At 62.9% G+C, this 16,299-nt stretch carries 12 protein-coding genes; 2 read left to right on the forward strand and 10 right to left on the reverse strand.

The window, feature by feature from the left end; translation table 11 throughout:
* Positions 1-200: 200 nt before the first annotated feature.
* From ACWYRN_RS21530 to ACWYRN_RS21575, 10 genes are all read right to left on the reverse strand, one after another.
* Positions 201-1,985 carry a 2Fe-2S iron-sulfur cluster-binding protein gene (locus tag ACWYRN_RS21530; protein WP_488689766.1) on the reverse strand — a complete coding sequence of 595 codons (1,785 nt, stop codon included), beginning with the start codon at positions 1,983-1,985 and terminating at the stop codon, positions 201-203.
* A gap of 8 nt (positions 1,986-1,993) precedes the next feature.
* On the reverse strand, positions 1,994-2,686 hold the full coding sequence (locus ACWYRN_RS21535; RefSeq protein WP_290423403.1) for a PepSY domain-containing protein: 693 nt from the start codon (positions 2,684-2,686) through the stop codon (positions 1,994-1,996).
* 75 nt (positions 2,687-2,761) lie between these two features.
* On the reverse strand, positions 2,762-5,473 hold the full coding sequence (locus tag ACWYRN_RS21540; RefSeq protein WP_290423404.1) for a TonB-dependent receptor: 2,712 nt from the start codon (positions 5,471-5,473) through the stop codon (positions 2,762-2,764).
* Positions 5,474-5,702: 229 nt separating this feature from the next.
* Positions 5,703-6,143, reverse strand: coding sequence for a hypothetical protein (locus ACWYRN_RS21545; protein WP_290423405.1), 441 nt, complete (start codon positions 6,141-6,143; stop codon positions 5,703-5,705).
* Between the two features lie 211 nt (positions 6,144-6,354).
* On the reverse strand, positions 6,355-6,798 hold the full coding sequence (locus ACWYRN_RS21550) for a copper-binding protein (RefSeq protein ID WP_290423406.1): 444 nt from the start codon (positions 6,796-6,798) through the stop codon (positions 6,355-6,357).
* 76 nt (positions 6,799-6,874) lie between these two features.
* Positions 6,875-10,057 (reverse strand): efflux RND transporter permease subunit, encoded by a 3,183-nt coding sequence (locus ACWYRN_RS21555; protein ID WP_488689767.1) that lies wholly within the window; start codon positions 10,055-10,057, stop codon positions 6,875-6,877.
* A complete protein-coding gene (locus ACWYRN_RS21560) occupies positions 10,054-11,592 on the reverse strand; it encodes an efflux RND transporter periplasmic adaptor subunit (RefSeq protein ID WP_488689768.1) in 1,539 nt (512 codons plus the stop codon). The genes ACWYRN_RS21555 and ACWYRN_RS21560 overlap by 4 nt, the downstream gene beginning before the upstream one ends.
* Entirely contained in the window at positions 11,589-12,923 is a 1,335-nt protein-coding gene (locus ACWYRN_RS21565) for a TolC family protein (RefSeq protein ID WP_290423409.1), read from the reverse strand. Before ACWYRN_RS21565 ends, ACWYRN_RS21560 begins: the two co-directional genes overlap by 4 nt.
* 69 nt (positions 12,924-12,992) lie before the next feature.
* Positions 12,993-13,406, reverse strand: coding sequence for a hypothetical protein (locus tag ACWYRN_RS21570; RefSeq protein ID WP_290423410.1), 414 nt, complete (start codon positions 13,404-13,406; stop codon positions 12,993-12,995).
* A 142-nt stretch (positions 13,407-13,548) separates the two neighbouring features.
* Positions 13,549-13,719, reverse strand: a complete 171-nt coding sequence (locus ACWYRN_RS21575; protein ID WP_488689769.1) for a DUF3703 domain-containing protein — start codon at positions 13,717-13,719, stop codon at positions 13,549-13,551.
* Positions 13,720-13,835: 116 nt separating this feature from the next.
* Here ACWYRN_RS21575 and ACWYRN_RS21580 point away from each other — a divergent pair, with 116 nt between their 5' ends.
* Together ACWYRN_RS21580 and ACWYRN_RS21585 are read left to right on the forward strand one after the other, a co-directional pair.
* The gene (locus ACWYRN_RS21580; RefSeq protein WP_290423411.1) at positions 13,836-15,764 is read left to right on the forward strand and encodes a cytochrome c/FTR1 family iron permease; all 1,929 of its coding nucleotides are present in this window, start codon (positions 13,836-13,838) and stop codon (positions 15,762-15,764) included.
* Between the two features lie 114 nt (positions 15,765-15,878).
* A complete protein-coding gene (locus ACWYRN_RS21585) occupies positions 15,879-16,277 on the forward strand; it encodes a hypothetical protein (protein ID WP_290423412.1) in 399 nt (132 codons plus the stop codon).
* Positions 16,278-16,299: the final 22 nt, after the last annotated feature.

Here is a 16,299-nt window from a genome sequence, read left to right on the forward strand (position 1 = left end):
GTCGAACGTACGCGCGGCGAGTATGCGAGCAGCCACCTAGCGGATGGCACTGATTTCGCCAGGTCGTCCACGCGCAAGGTGCTCAAGGAAACCGAGCGCATCGACTGGAACACCGCGGTTGTCTGGGAAGGCTTGCACCATCGTCCATGACCACTGGCCCTCGCGCAAGCTGAGGTAAGGATGGCGGCTCCCGTGCGGTCTCAGACCTTGAAGTCGTCGAAGGCGACCATGCCGTCCTCGACGCCGAGTTCCTGCAGCATCCGGCGGGTCGCGGCGAGCATGGCCGGCGGGCCGCACACGTAGAACTCGAGCAACGCCAGATTCGGATGGTCGCGTAGCAAGCCATCGCGCACTGCCTCGTGCACGAAGCCTGTCGGCCCAGCACCGCCCTCTTCCGACAGCACGAGCCGCCAGTCGAAATTCGGATAGCGTGCCGCAAACGCCGCCATCTCCTCGACATACGGCGCGTCGCGCCGGCTGCGGGCGCCGTACCAGAAATGGACAGGCTCGCTTGCCCCTTGCGCGAAAAGCGCATGGATCATGGCGCGCAGCGGAGCCATGCCCGCGCCGCCACCGATGAACACCTTCTCACGCGCCCCGGGCTTGAGGGCGAACTCGCCGTATGGACCGCTGAAAGAGACGGCGTCGCCCGGCTTGAGCGTATACATATAGCTCGATCCCCTGCCCGGCCGTTCGCCCGGCATGAAGCGCACCAGGAAAACGAGGTGGCCGTCGGCCCGCTCCACCGGAACCGCGACCGAATAGGAGCGGCGCAGCGGCGCGTCGTTGACCAGTTGGCCGCCTGTTCCGGCCTTGTGCCAATCGTCGCGATGGTCATCCGGGACATCGATATGGCTGGCATCCCGCGCGTAGGGCGGCACGTGCATCTGTACATAGGCGCCCGGGCGGCACGCAAGCGGACGTGCTGGCCGTAACGAGATCTCGCGCAGGAAGGGGGTCAGCGCCTTCACACTGGATACAACCGCGGTGTGCTCCCTGGCCAGCAGCGCAGGGTCGCCGACATCGATGTCGACGCCGTGCCCCACAGGCAATCCACAGGCCAGCCGGTATCCGGCGTCGAGCTTGTGCGGCGGCAGCAGAGCACGGTCGGCAGCCGTCGGTGCCGGAACCTTGCCGACACACCTGACCTCGCACAGCCCGCAACTTTGCCCGCCACCGCAGTTGGAAGGCAACTGCAATCCCGAGCGTGCAAGGGCCTGGAAGACCGTGTCGCCGGCGGCGGCATCGACCGACCGCGACTCAGCATCCGCCGATCCTACGAGATGGATGCGGCTGCGCCGCCGCAGGCGAGCGGGAACGAACTCCGCCAGGCGCACGCTTGCGAACAGCAGCCAGACGCCGCTCAAGGCCATCCACAGGCCGCCGATTGCGCTGGACACGAGGAGCGGATTGTTGAAGTTGGTCCGCTCGCTATAGTCCATGATGTGGAGCATCCAGAAGAAGTCGAACAGGCGCCAGGTGCTGTTGCGATGTTCGAGCACCTTGCCCGAACGGGCGGAGACGTACACCGAGGTCTCGTCGGCGTCATCGAAGTCGACGCGCCACACCGGCTCCTTGTGTGCCCGCGCTTCGAGCGAGTAGTCGAGCAGCCGCGCGATTCCAGCCTGGCCTTTCCCCGAGTACGACGCGCGAGCGATCGCGCCGGCGAGCGCCGCATCGATGGCGAACGGACGGCCATCGACCGCGCCGACCAGCCAGCTGCGCTTGTCGCCCTGCAGTTGGTACACCGGTCGTTCGAGCACCCAGCCGGAGGTAACCGAAGAGACACCTTCCGTGCTTTTCGCCAGTAGTGCAGACGGGTCGAGCGCGTCGCGCGGCCAGGTTGGCGGCGCAGGCGGCTTGATCCGGAATTCCCGTCCCTGCACCTTGCCTGCGTCGAGCAGGCTCATCACCACCCCGCTGCCCATCCATAACAGGAACTGGATCGCGATCAGGAGGCCGATCCACTTGTGCAGCTTGCGCATCCAATGGCTCATGCCTGCCTCCTGCGCTGGAAACTGTAGAACAGCAGCCAGGCGCCCGACAGCGCGAAGGCCAGGCCCGTGATCGAGGCGACCCGCAGCAGGCTGTTGTTCACGTTCTCGCGCTCCTCGTAATCCATGATGTGGAACATCCACAGGAAGTCGAACCAGCGCCAGAGTTCGTGGCGCCGTGCGACGAGGTCGCCCGAGAATGGCGAGAAGTACAGGGTGTCCTTGCCGGCGTCGTCGTAGTGCACCGCCCACAGCGGGACCGGCCGCGCGCCGACTTCCGAGGGCGCCTTGGTTACCCATTCGATGCCGCGCACATTGCCTTCGCCTGCGTAGGCGGCGTCTGCCAGGGCAAGTACGGTCTCGCGGTCGATCGGGCTGATGGTCTTGCCGGTGACCGCGTCGACCAGGCTGACTTTCTTGTCCTGCCTGATTTCGTACACTTCCTTCTCCAGCAACACCTTCAGACGAACCGAGGTGATGCCGGGATAGGTGTCGTGCAGTTTCGCCTGCGGCATCCTCGCGCTGGAGGTCGCGAGATGCTCGCTTGGGACATGGGCGAGGTGGTCGCCATGGATGACCTCAAGCGGCACCACGACCATGTAGAGCCCGCTGATCATCCACAGCAGTGCCTGGACTCCGATCACCAGTCCTATCCATTTGTGGGCGCGGCGCACCCAGAAAGCTGATTGCATAATTATGTCGACATTGAGTTGTAGCGCCGGGCCTGCAGGCAGGCCCGGCGGCACGAAAAGCCCTGGCGGGCCCGATCAGAACTTGTAGCCCAGGCGCACGTGCCAGCGGCGGCCGAGCAGGTCGTAGGTCATCGTGTCGGTATTACCGTCCGTCCAGCTCTGGATGTACGGCGGCTTCTTGTCGAACAGGTTATCGATACCGAACGAAATCGCCACGGCCTTGTTGAAGGCATACTTCACGCTCGCGTTGTGATAAACGACGCTCGGTGCCTGCGCGCCGATGTCGCCAGGCGCCGCATTGATATCGTCCGCCTTGCCGATGTACTGGACGGTGTACGAGCCGGACCACGGTCCGATCCCGGTCGTCAGCGACGCGGTCGAACGCCACTTGGCGTAGCTGCCGCGGCCACCCGTGATCTTGCCGGCGTATTCGATCACCTCCCCGCCCGGGAACGGAGCGACGTCGAACCGGTTCAGGCGCGACACATCGGCCGACAGCGACGAATTCCAGCCGTACAGCTTGAAGTCATACAAGGCGCCAAAGTCGATGCCGGAGACGCGTTGCTGGGCCGCGTTGGCAGGCTGCGAGGACAGGAAGTTGATTTCGCCGGTGCGCGGATCGCGCGTGAAGCTCGACGGGCTGCAGAAGATGTGCGACAGCCCCGGGGAGTTGTAGCACACGGCCAGCTTGGTCGAACCGGGTACCGTCTCGATCGCGTTGTCGATCTCGATATTGAAATAGTCGAGCGTCAGGGTCAGCGACTTCGACGGGGTCCAGACCGCGCCCACGGTAAAGGTGTCCGCCTCTTCGGGTTTCAGATTCGGATTGCCGCCGCCGGTCGTCAGGATGGACGGACCGAACTGGCGGAAGCCCGCCGGCAGGCCCGAGGCCTGGCAGTTCCTGTAGACCGCTGAATTCGGGTCCATCGTATTCCAGCTGTTGCAGGGATCGGTGGTCGTCAGGTTGCCCTCGGACACTCCACCGAAGAGTTCCGGGACGTTCGGTACCCGGAAAGCGGTCGAGCGATTGGCGCGCAGCTTCAGCGACGGAATGACCTGCCAGTCCAGGCCGAGCTTGTAGGTGGCCTGCGAGCCGAACAGGCTGTAGTCGGAATAGCGCGCCGCCGCGTTCAGGTTCAGCGCGTCCACGAACGGGAGTTTCGCCAGCACCGGAACCGACAGCTCGGCGAACACCTCGCGCGCGCTGTACTGGCCGGCGATCGGGTCCTGGGCATTGGTATTGGCTGCGCCCGACACGATCAGACTGTCCGGATCGCGCCAGCCCTGCTCGCGGCGGTACTCGAAGCCGGAAGCGAATCCGACCGGGCCCGCCGGCAGGGAAAACAGCTCCCCGCTGACGCTCGCATTAAAACTCTTCTGGTCGTTGCCGCCATGGTCGCGCGTCGTGAAGTGGATGTAGTCGAGCACAGCTGGGCTGAGATTGCCGTAGCCGAGGTAGTTTCCGCAAGGGGCAGCGCCCGGACCGGTCCCGCACGTCGCCGCGTTCAGCGTCGCATCCACACGGTCCAGGTTGATGATGTTGGTCATGCCGTCGACACCGGTATTGCGGCCCCAGTTCAGGGATGCCGACCAGTCCCAGCTGCCTGCGATCGTTCCCTTCAGGCCTGCGAGCACGCGGAAGGTGTTGGTCTCCTGGAAGAAGTAGCGCGGCCCGACTTCGGCGACGCGGCGCCGCTCTAGAGTCAGGTCCTGGCCGGTCGGATTAGTCGGATGGCTCGCGGCAATCTGAATCGGGCGGTAGACACCAATTGCGCCCGGTGTGGCAAGCTGCTCGGACTGTCGATTGGTGAACATCAGCTCGGTGAAGAGCTCGACCTTCTCGCTCAGGTGCACATTACCGAAAGCGCTGACGCCGATGCGCTTGATGGGATTGACCGCATTCAGGAACGGGTTGCTATTGTAGGCATGCTTGGCCGCGCTATAGGTTTCGAAGCCGCGCGGGTTACCGTTCGGGTCCTGGTTGAAATTGACGCGCCTCCCGTCTGCGAGCCGCGCCCGGCCCCCGATGGTCGAGGAACTGCCCGAGCAAACCAGTTCGCCGTCGTCTTCCACCAGTGCGCAAGGCGCGCGCGAGGCCAGGTTGACCGCCTCGCTTTCCGAGTAATTCAGCGAGGCGATCAGGGAGCCACGCTCGCTGCGCGTACCCCAGACCACGTCGGCCGACTTCTCGGCGCCGTCCCCTTCCGCGGTCCTGCCGTAGCGGACCGAGGCTTCGACGCCGTCGAAGGCCTTCTTGGTGATGATGTTGACCACGCCGGCGACGGCGTCGGCGCCATAGATCGCCGAGGCACCGTCCTTGAGCACCTCGACGCGCTCGATCATCGCGACCGGGATCATGTTCAGGTCGACGGAGCTGTTGGCGCCGGTGCCGCCCGAGACCACGCGCCTGCCGTTGAGCAGGACCAGCGTACGATCGATACCCAGGCCGCGCAGGTTCACCTGGGTCGTGCCATAACCGTTGCTGGTCCAGTAGGCGCTGGACTGGTTGCCCGCGGTGCCGGCCGACGACGGCAGGCGCTGCAGCAGCGTCTCGACCGAGATCGCGCCGGAGCGCTGGATGGTGTCGGCGTCGATCACCGTGACCGGCCCCACGCCGGAAATCTGCTCCTGCCTCAGGTTGATCCGGCTGCCCGTGATCTGGACGCGTTGCATTCCTCCGCCGTCGGCGGGTTCGCCGGTAGTCGCGGGCTGCTGGGCGTGAACGCCTTGGTGCGACATCGCCAGCACAAGCGCGGCGGTGGCCGCCGGAATGGTCTTGTATTTCATTTTTCTCTCCAGGTGCATTGTTTTAGAAACCGAGATACGGGCAGGCGACGGGTTGCCGCCGATGCCAGGGGCAGTGTTTGCCTGCAGGAGCGGGCATGGAGGGACCAATGGTCCAATAGCCAGTACGGAAGCCACGGCTACCCGGCCGGTGCACGCGAGCACAGGTACCGGAAGACACGCCGGGAGTTCAGCAGGGCCTACAGGAAAGCGTCAGTCCGGACGCGAAGGGTCACGCGAGCCGTGGTGGCCGCTCAATGCGGGCGCGTATGTGCCCGGTAAAGGAAGAGAGGTGGAATAGTTGCACGCTGCTGACGGCTTCTTCGACCGCGGTAAGGACAACGATAGGAGGCGGAGCACATGCGCCGATACAGCATTGCGCGCAGGTGCCGCAGCCGGTAGCTTCATGAACGTCGCTCGCTGTCTCGCAGTCGTCGCAGGGCTGTTCGTCTTGCGGGGCTGCTTGCCTATGGTCGGGCATGTCCTCGTGCCCTGCTTCATGCGCTTCCATATCTTGCATCTCGTGCACAAGCATGGCGGTGTGGCCCGCGCTGCCATCAACGGCAGCTTGATGGTCCATGCCGCATTCTGCTGTTGCTACCCCGGCCATGCTCCGCATCGGCAGGGACACGACAAGCAGGAACAGGAAGAATATTCGGAACGGCTTACGCATGTGATTAATGTAGCACGGCAATTATCAGTTTTGCACACATTCTGTTACATTTTTCCCACATTGTATACGTACCGTCGTCAGTGGTCCTGAACCACTCGGGTGTCGAGTATCTATAGCGGTAAATAGTGTCCGTAGGCGCCGCCATGTTGCACCGGCACCATGCGCGACGGACGATACCGCGCTCAACTCATCCGTCGCGCCGGCAACATGCTTACTTCACGGCCGTAATGACGTACTTGCCGCCTTGCTGCTCGATCTCCACGTCTACTTTCTTGCCGACCGAAAGTTTGTCGAACATGGCCTTGTTTTTGACGGCAAAGCCCATCGTCATGGACGGCCAGTTCAGGCTTTTGATCGGCCCATGCGCGAGCGTCACGGTTCCTGCGGCCGGGTCGACGGATTTCACCGTACCGATAGCCTCATGGCGAGTGGCCTGCGCACCTTTGTTTGCTTGCTGTACGCTCATGCCCTTCATCATTTCCTCACACGACTTGGCGTCCATGTTTTGCATGTTCATGCCTTCCATGTTCATGCCTTTCATCATGTCCTGGCACGACTTAGTGTTCATGCCGGTTTGACTCGGCTGTGCCTGCGCGGCGCCCAATCCAGACACGGCAAGGGCTAACATCGTGGCAATCATGGTGTGACGTTTCATCATATTTCCTTTCGTATTTCAGTTGAGGTGGGTGTATTTGCAGGCCCAGCGGCGCAGATACCGCATGCCTGCCGTGCTATTTCGCATGAATCGTTCGCTCCTCGGCCGCAGGTACCTGGCGCAGCCCGTGCATGCGCCGCGCCTGGCGGCGGCGCAGCAGCAGGTAGGCCGCAGGCACCACGAACATCGACAGCAGCGGCGCTGTCACCATGCCGCCGACCATCGGTGCGGCGATCCGCTGCATGACTTCGGAACCCGTCCCAGCGCCGATCATGATCGGCACGAGACCCGCGATGATGACTGCGACCGTCATCGCCTTTGGCCGCACGCGCAGGACGGCGCCTTCGCGGATCGCGTCGACCAGGTCGGCTTCGCTGTCGCGTCCGGCCTCGACGCGGGCTTCCCAGGCATGCTTCAGGTACAGCAGCATGATCACGCCGAATTCAGCTGCCACACCAGCAAGCGCAATGAAGCCGACGCCGCTCGGTACCGACAAGTGGTGCCCGAGCAGCCACAGCAGCCACACGCCGCCGGCCAGCGCGAACGGCAAGGTGGCCATGATGAGAACGGCTTCGTCGAGGCGCTTGAAGGTGAAATAGAGCAGGACGAAGATGATCACCAGCGTGACCGGAACCACGATCTTCAGCTTCGCCGTCGCGCGTTCCAGGTACTCGAACTGGCCGGACCACGATACCGAATAGCCGGGCGGCAGCTTGACCTCGCTGGCCACGGCCTGCTGCATGTCGCGTACTGCCGAGCTGAGGTCGCGGCCGCGAATGTCGACGTAGACCCAGCCCGACAGGCGCGCGTTCTCGCTCTTGAGCATGGGCGGTCCATCCTCAATGCGGATTGCCGCGACATCGCCGAGCCGGATCTGGGCGCCACGCTCGGTCAGGACCGGTAGCTCGCGCAGTTTTTCGACCGAATCGCGCACCTCGCGCGGGTAACGCACGCTGATCGGAAAGCGCTGCAATCCCTCGACCGTTTCACCGATGTTGTCTCCGCCAATCGCGGACGACACAACGCTTTGCACGTCGGCGATGTTCAGCCCGTAGCGCGCAGCGGTATCCCGGTCAATCTTCACGTCGATGTAACGGCCCCCATTCAGGCGCTCGGCCAGCGCGGATGACACGCCCGGCACTTTTTTTACGGCATGCTCGATCTCGCCGGTGATGCGGTCGATGACCTTCAAATCGGTGCCCGCGATCTTGACGCCGACGGGGCTCTTGATGCCGGTGGCCAGCATGTCGATGCGGTTGCGGATGGGCGGAACCCAGACGTTCGACAGGCCGGCAACCTTGACAATGCGGTCCAGCTCCTCGACCAGTTTGTCAGGCGTCATGCCGGCACGCCACTGGTCGCGTGGCTTGAGCTGGATCGTGGTCTCGAACATCTCCAGCGGCGCCGGGTCGGTGGCCGACTCCGCGCGGCCAGCCTTGCCGAACACACTTTGCACTTCCGGGACAGTCTTGATCAGGCGATCGGTCTGCTGCAAGAGTTCAGCCGCCTTGCCGACGCCAAGTCCAGGCAGGGCCGACGGCATGTATAGCAGGTCGCCTTCGTCGAGCGGCGGCATGAACTCGCCGCCCAGGCGTGACAATGGCCAAACTGTCGCGGCAGCGATCAGGCCCGCAGCGATGATCGCTGTCTTCGGATACCGCAACACGCGTTCGAGCAGCGGGCGGTACAGCCAGATCAGACCGCGGTTGAGCGGATTGCTTTGTTCGTCCGGAATGCGGCCACGGATCAGGTAGCCCATCAACACCGGGATCAGCGTCACGGACAGGCCTGCGGCGGCGGCCATGGCATAGGTCTTCGTGAAGGCCAGCGGCGCAAACAGCTTGCCTTCCTGCGCTTCGAGCGTGAACACCGGCACGAATGACAGCACGATGATCAGCAGCGAGAAGAACAAGGCCGGGCCGACCTCGGCAGCCGCATCGCCGATCACACGCCAGTGTTCGTCGCCAGCGAGCTTCTTGCCGGGATGGGCGTGGTTCCATGCCTCGATATGCTTGTGGGCGTTTTCGATCATGACCACGGCTGCGTCGACCATCGCGCCGACCGCGATTGCAATCCCGCCGAGCGACATGATGTTCGCATTCACACCCTGGTAGTACATGACCAGGTAAGCCGCGAGGATGCCGATTGGCAGTGACACGATCGCCACCAGCGCCGAACGCATGTGGAACAGGAAGATCGCACAGACCAGTGCGACCACAATGAATTCCTCGATCAGCTTGTGTTCGAGGTTGGTGACTGCACGCGTGATGAGGCCCGAGCGGTCGTAGGTCGGTACGATCTCGACACCGGGCGGCAGGCTCGACTTGAGCTCCGCAAGCTTTGCCTTGACCGCGTCGATCGTCTCGAGTGCGTTCTTCCCAGAGCGCATGACGATCACGCCACCGGCCACTTCGCCTTCGCCATTCAGCTCCGCGATGCCGCGCCGCATCTCCGGGCCGATCTGGATACGAGCGACATCACCAAGTCGTACCGGCACACCGGCCTCGCTGGTTGTCAGCGGAATCTTGCGAAAATCGTCGAGCGATTGCAGATAGCCGGACGCGCGCACCATGTATTCGGCTTCGCCCAGCTCCAGTACCGAGCCTCCGGTCTCCTGGTTGGCCTTTTGCACGGCGTCGACGATCCTGGCGTGCGAAATACCGAAAGCACGCATCTTGTCAGGGTCCAGCTGGATCTGGTACTGCTTGACCATGCCGCCAATGCTGGCGACTTCCGACACGTTCGCGACCGCCTTCAGTTCGTATTTGAGGAACCAGTCCTGTAGGGCGCGCAACTGTGACAGGTCGTGCTTGCCGCTCTTGTCGACGAGCGCGTATTCGTACACCCACCCCACTCCGGTGGCGTCCGGCCCGAGCGATGGTTTCGCTTGCGGCGGCAGGCGCGACTGCACTTGGTTGAGGTATTCGAGCACCCGCGAACGTGCCCAGTAGGGATCGGTGCCGTCATCGAACAGGATGTAGACGAACGAGTCGCCGAAAAAGGAATAGCCGCGTACCGTCTTCGCTCCCGGCACGGACAGCATGGTCGTCGTCAATGGATACGTGACCTGGTTTTCGACGATTTGCGGTGCCTGTCCCGGGTAGGTGGTGCGGATGATCACCTGCGTATCCGACAAGTCCGGGATGGCGTCGAGCGGCGTTTTCGACAGAGCCCACACGCCCCAGGCCGTCAGGCCGGCAGTGGCCAGCAAGACCAGGAAACGGTTGACGATGGACCAGCGGATCAGCTTGGCGATCATTTGCCGTCTCCGCTACCGGTTTGCTTGTCGGCCGGCGTGATCGACGTGATCTGGTAGTCGCCCTCCGGAGTCTGCCGGATCTCGAACGTGACCTGGTTACCCACGGCGATATTGCGCGGCAAGCCGTCCGGCGGCAGTTTGAACGGCATCGTCATTGGTCCCCATTGCAGCGTCGGCATCGCCTCGTGCGATAGCGTGATACTGTCGGGATCGATCTTCTCGACGCGGCCACGACCATGGTGCGCCGGGGCGGCAGCCGCTTTGGCGCCGTTGGCGGCACCCGCATCGCCCATGCGTGCGATCACGCCCTTGAGACTGGCTTCCGAGTCGACCAGGAACTGCCCGGACGCGACGACCTTCTGGCCGGCCGACAGGCCGCTGTGGATCTCCGTTTGGCCATTGGCTTCGCTCCCCGTTTCCACCTCGACCGGAGCGAACTTCCCATCCTCGCTCGCAACGAATACGACGCTGCGGGTGCCGGTCTGGATCACGGCCTCGCTCGGCACCAGCAAGATGGCCTTGCGCGCGGCCGGTGTCAGGCTAACCGTTGCGAACATGCCCGGCACCAGCCGTCCCTCCGGGTTGGCGAGCTCGATGCGCGCCTTCAGGGTGCGTGTGGCGGGATCGATTTCAGGCAGGATCGCGCCGACCTTGCCGTGGAAGGTCATACCGGGCCAGGCGGCGGCGCGTGCCTGGACGGTGCTGCCCGGATGTACCTGGGCGGCTGCCGCTTCAGGAATCTCGGCATTCACCCAGACAGTGGACAGGCCATTGATGCGGTACAGCGACGCACCGGGCATGACGGTCATACCCTCGCGCACGGCAAGCTCGGCCACCACGCCAGACACTGGTGAGGTGATCGTCAAACGCGGATGAACCTTGCCACTTTTCTCTATTTGGCGGATCTGCTCGCCGGTCATGCCGGCCAGCCGCATGCGCTGGCGTGCCGCGTCAGCGAGATCCGCCGACATACGGCGTGCGGCCAGGTAGTCCTCCTGCGCCGCCACCCAGTCGGGGACGTAGATATCGGCCAGCGCCTGGCCTTTGCGGACACGGTCGAGCGGCGCACGTACGTGAAGGCGCTCGACATACCCGTTGGCACGGGCCTGCACGAGGAAAAGATCGCGCTCATTCCAGGCCACGCTACCCACCGATTCAAGCGTTGTGGCAAGGCTGCCTTCCTTCACCTCGGCCGTCCGGATGCCGAGGTTTTGCTGTACGCGCGGGCTGATTGCAACTTTGCCGTCATCGCCTGATTCGTCGGCATACACCGGCACGAGCTGCATGTCCATGAAGGGCGACTTGCCCGGCTTGTCGAATTTTTGGCCGGGTACCATCGGGTCGTGCCAGTAGAGCACTTTTCTGCCCGTCGCAGGATCGACCTTGTCGCCGCTCGTGGACGCGCCGCTGCCGGTTATTGTTGGCATGGCGGCATGCAGGCCATGCTGCATACCGGCCCAAAACAGACCACCGCCGACGGCGATCAGGATGGCGGCCGCGGACAACGCGAGGATGAGCTTCTTTTTCTTGGTCATTTCGTGTTCCTGGAGATGGCGGCGGCCGCCGGCATCGCGCCGTGCGAAGTGGGAAAGAGGAAGTTCAGTTCTGCCCACAGCCTGGCGGTGTCGGCTTCGAGCTGCAACCTGGAGAGATGAACGTCGAGTTCGCCACGCCGCGCGCCCAGCACCTCGGCAAGCGTCGCCTTGCCGCCACGGTAGGCAGCCAGGCTTGCCCCGCTGCGCTCTTGCGCCAGTGGGATGAGTTCCCGGGAATACCGTGCCAAGCGTTCGCGATTGGCCTGCCACTCGGCCACCATGACGCGCGTTTCCGCCGTATGCGCTCGCAGCATCTCGTCGCGTTCGGCACGAGCCTGTTCAGCCGTGACGAGCTTGGCAGCCAGTTCGCGGTCTTGCCTGTTTTTCTGGTCCCACTGCAGCGGGACCGAGACGCCGAACGAGATCATGTTGGAATATCCCGGACCGCGCTGCGCATAGCCCACTTCCACGGTCCAGTCGGACTTCTTGTTGGCCTCGGCCAGCTTCACCTCGGTCGCAGCGACATCGACCTGCTTGTTGAGAACGGCAATCTCGGGGTGATGGGCAAGCTGGGTATCGAGCGAGGCCGGGTCGAGCCGGATGGTGTCGAATGCCGGTTGACCGGACAGGGGCTGGTCGGCGATGTCGCCAACCCAGCGCGCGAGCGCAATCTTCGCGCTGCGTACCCGGCGCGCGGCATCGTCCATACGGTCGTCGAACTGTGCGACGGCAGCCCTGGCGGACAGTACATCAGCCTGGCTTCCGCGTCCGGCCCGGTAGGCGGCATCGGCGGCCTCGCGCTCACGTTGCGCCTCTTCGCGCTGGGACGCGATCACGGATGCCATTGCTTCGGCATAGTAGCGATCGAGCCAGGCAATGGCCGCCGCACGTTCGACATCGGCGATGGCCTTGTCTTTTTCGGCCAGCCCTTTGTCCGCTTCGCGCTGATACCGCTCAGCTTGAAAGCTGCGTTTGTCCGAGCGTGTGATTTCCTGCATCACGCCGATACGACGCATCGTCATGAAGTCCGCAGTGAAGCTTCCACGGTCGGGGCCGCTGACTGGCAGGTTGTCGACACCGATCTTGAGCACCGGATCGGGCAAGCGGCCAGCTGCCACTGCCATCTCACGTGAAGCCGTCACAGCAGCATCCTGCGCGGTAATCTGCCGCGAGCGTTCAATGGCGAGACGCTGCGCCTCGGCCAGGGACAAGGCATCGGCGGCAAGGGCAGGCGCCGCCAAGGCCAGGGACGTTGCCAATACGCCCAGGTATCCTGTCAGCGAAAACAGGGGAGCGCGCCCGTGACGGCGCGCGGAAAAGAAAAAGGACATGCGATCTCCACAAGCGTTGAAATACATCGCGTGCGCAAGCGCGCGCGGCGAATCAAGCAGGCGGAGTTGTCAAATACGGAAGCAGCAGTGGCGTATGGCCAAAGCCGGCTCCGTCGCACGGGATAACGAGGGTATGGCAGCAAAAACGTCTGGAGGTGCTTCGCCATCATTGAGCAAGACCACTGACAGCGCCGGCCCGATCAACAGGTACGGCAGCACTGTGGGCAAATCGGGTTTGTTGAGCGATTGCGGGCTGGAGTGGTTGTGCGCGTGACATATGCTCGGCTGGGCCTTGTCCATGCCGGTGCAGTGATCCATGTCGGACATCCCGTTGTCAACCGCCGCCATCGTCATGCGTTCCGGCGTGGTCTCGTCGGGACAGACGTACGAAGCCAGAGCCAATTGGGTGAACAGCAAGCTGATCACGGCAATCACGGCGGCAACGAAGCGGGTTGAACGGGATGGTTTCATCACTTTGGACATTTCAACAAGCATTGTGGGGGCGCGTAGCGGCCAGTGTCAAGCTCTTGGAGTAAGCGTGACGTCTCGTCCTTTAAAGCACATGGAGCCGTCAGCGACGGAGGAGCCAACGTGGCTTTCCGCCCTCGCCTCAACATCCGTGGCGTCAAGCATCATCGTGCTTTGCTGGGCTCAACCTGATCAGTTTCTTGATACTTGGATCGGTTGGCAACCGTTTGAGCATGCTGATCTTCGTGCCACCAGTATTAGCAGCCGGGACGATCCCGACCACCGACCCAAGGGCTCCCAGCAGGATGCGTATGACCTGCCCAGGCACTTCCGACGCCGAAGGCGTTTCAATTCCGTTCTGGGCATCCAGTATACGGCTTGACCTTCAAGTAGCTTGAAGGTGTTAAATGTCAAGCTCCTCTACATCTGGTCAGGTTTTTCATTATGAAGTACCCCATTTGGCGTTGGTTCATTTACGTCGCGGCTCTCTGCAGCTTCCTGGCTGGCACGGCACATGCAGAATCCAAATCGTCCGAACCGCAGGTCAGGCAGCTCTGGCAGTTGCTCGATTATGTCGCTGTGGACTACCCCGGCGCCGTCCAGAATGGAGCGGTCATCAGTGAACCTGAGTACGGAGAAATGCGGGAGTTCTCGGCGCGGGCGCAGAGTCAGGTGCAGTCCTTGCCTCCTCATCCATTGCACTCGGAACTGGCCGCAGCTACCGCAAATCTGAGGCACGCGGTCGAACGCAAAGACAGCCCCCAGCGTGTAGGCCAGCTTGCCCGGGAAGCAAACCGACTGCTCCTCCAGGCGTATCCCTTTCCTGTAGCGCCGCGCGCCATGCCCGATCTTTCCCGTGGCGCCGCGCTGTACCAGGCGCAATGCGCTTCATGCCACGGTGCGACTGGTGCCGGCGACGGCGCTCTTGCGGCAAAGCTCGACCCGAAACCGATCGCTTTCACAGATGAGGAAAGGGCCCGCTCCCGTTCTCTCATGGCCCTTTACCAGGTGCTCAGTCAGGGTGTCGAAGGCACATCGATGCCGTCGTTTGCCAACTTGTCCGAGCACGACCGCTGGTCCCTGGCGTTCTATGTTGGCTCCCTGTCTTTCAAGGATACCGAGATTGAAGCGGGGAAAACTGCATTTGCACGAAATGAAGTCCCCGCCGCGGCGCTTCCTGACATGACCGCCCTTGTCACGACGACCGAAGAAGAGCTGGCGAAGGCGATGCCGCCGGCAACCGCGCGAGCAGCGCAGGCATATGCACGCACGCACCCCGACATTGTCCGGGAACAGCAGGAACGCAAGGGGATCGCCCTTGCGCGCAAGCTGCTGCAAGAGAGCCTGGACGCCTTGAAGAATGGCCAGCGCGCGACCGCCACCGATCTTGCCTTGTCGGCCTATCTGGACGGCTTCGAGCCGCTCGAGGCGGCGCTCGACGCGACCGACCGCCAACTGCTGGTCGACGTGGAACGGACGATGCAACTGTACCGGGGGGCGGTCGCTCGAGGTGACGTCGCGGGCGCAACGGCATACGCCCAGCAGCTGGATCAGTACTTTTTACGTGTCGAGTCAGTCACCGGCTCGGACAAGACCGACGCAACGACGGTGTTCGTAGGCGCGCTGACCATCCTCCTGCGCGAAGGTGTCGAGGCCTTGCTGATCGTGATCGCGATGGTTGCGTTCCTGCGCAAAGCCGAACGCCCCCAGGCGCTGCGCTACGTACACGCCGGGTGGATCTCGGCACTGGCCGGAGGTGCGCTGACGTGGCTGGTAGCCACGTACGTGGTCAGTATCAGTGGCGCAAGCCGCGAAGTGACAGAAGGCCTGTCCTCGCTCTTCGCGGCGGCGGTGCTGCTGTCGGTCGGCCTGTGGATGCACCAGAAAAGCCAGGCTGGACAGTGGCAGGCTTACCTGAAGCAGCATCTCACGGCAGCGATGGAAAAGCGCTCGGCATGGGCCTTGTTCGTCCTGGCCTTCGTCGCGGTGTACCGGGAAGTCTTCGAAACGGTCCTGTTCTACTCGGCCCTTGCAGCCGACGGCAACGGCCCTGCACTGATGGGAGGCTTCGTAACGGGCCTCGTCCTGCTGACGATTCTTGCCGCCGTGTTCCTGCGCACGAGCGCACGCATGCCTATTGGTAAGTTCTTTTCATTCAGTTCGGCATTGGTCGCCGCTCTGGCAGTCGTGCTGGTCGGTAAAGGGATCGCAGGCCTGCAGGAAGCCGGATGGTTGATGGCGACCCCAATGCAGGGACCGCGCTTGCCGGTCCTTGGTATCTATCCGACTACGCAGACCTATGGGGCACAGGTGGCTCTGCTCCTGGCGGCCGGGCTTGGCTTCGGACTGAATCTGATCAAAGCGCGAAGGTAGCGAACAGGTATTCAACCATGTACCAGCGCCGGGCAGGAAATGATGACCTAGGACTCGGCCGCGCAGGTGTCGCGGCTGGTGACGGAAGGCGGGCTGATCTTTATAGGAACTGTCATGAAAAATAACGGAAAACGTATCGTTGCGCTCAGTTCACTACTTATTCTCGTTGGCTGCGCTGATCCACGGCTTGGACCGAACAGCAAAACGGGCTGGGTAAGCGAACTCTATACGCAAGAGAAATTGAAGACGAACCGTCCTGCCTGCCTCGCAGGTCTGGACACGGCTCAGATTTCTGGCCATCAATACGCCGAAATTACAGTACCCCATCTTCGCTCTTACAGATATGTCAGCGCCTTAGTGCCCGACTCGATCAAGCCCGAGCTTCACGACAAGGTCGAGATATCTCCTCCTTTTTGCAAGGATGGTGCGTTGCCTCAGGTTGTGCAGATATTGAAGCATGCAAAGCCAAAGAAGCCTGCTGCTGTGGCTACTGACAAGAGCGGACCCCCTTGAGCGCACCAGTTTTTCGGGCCAC

This window comes from Massilia sp. BAP21 (genome assembly GCF_057801335.1).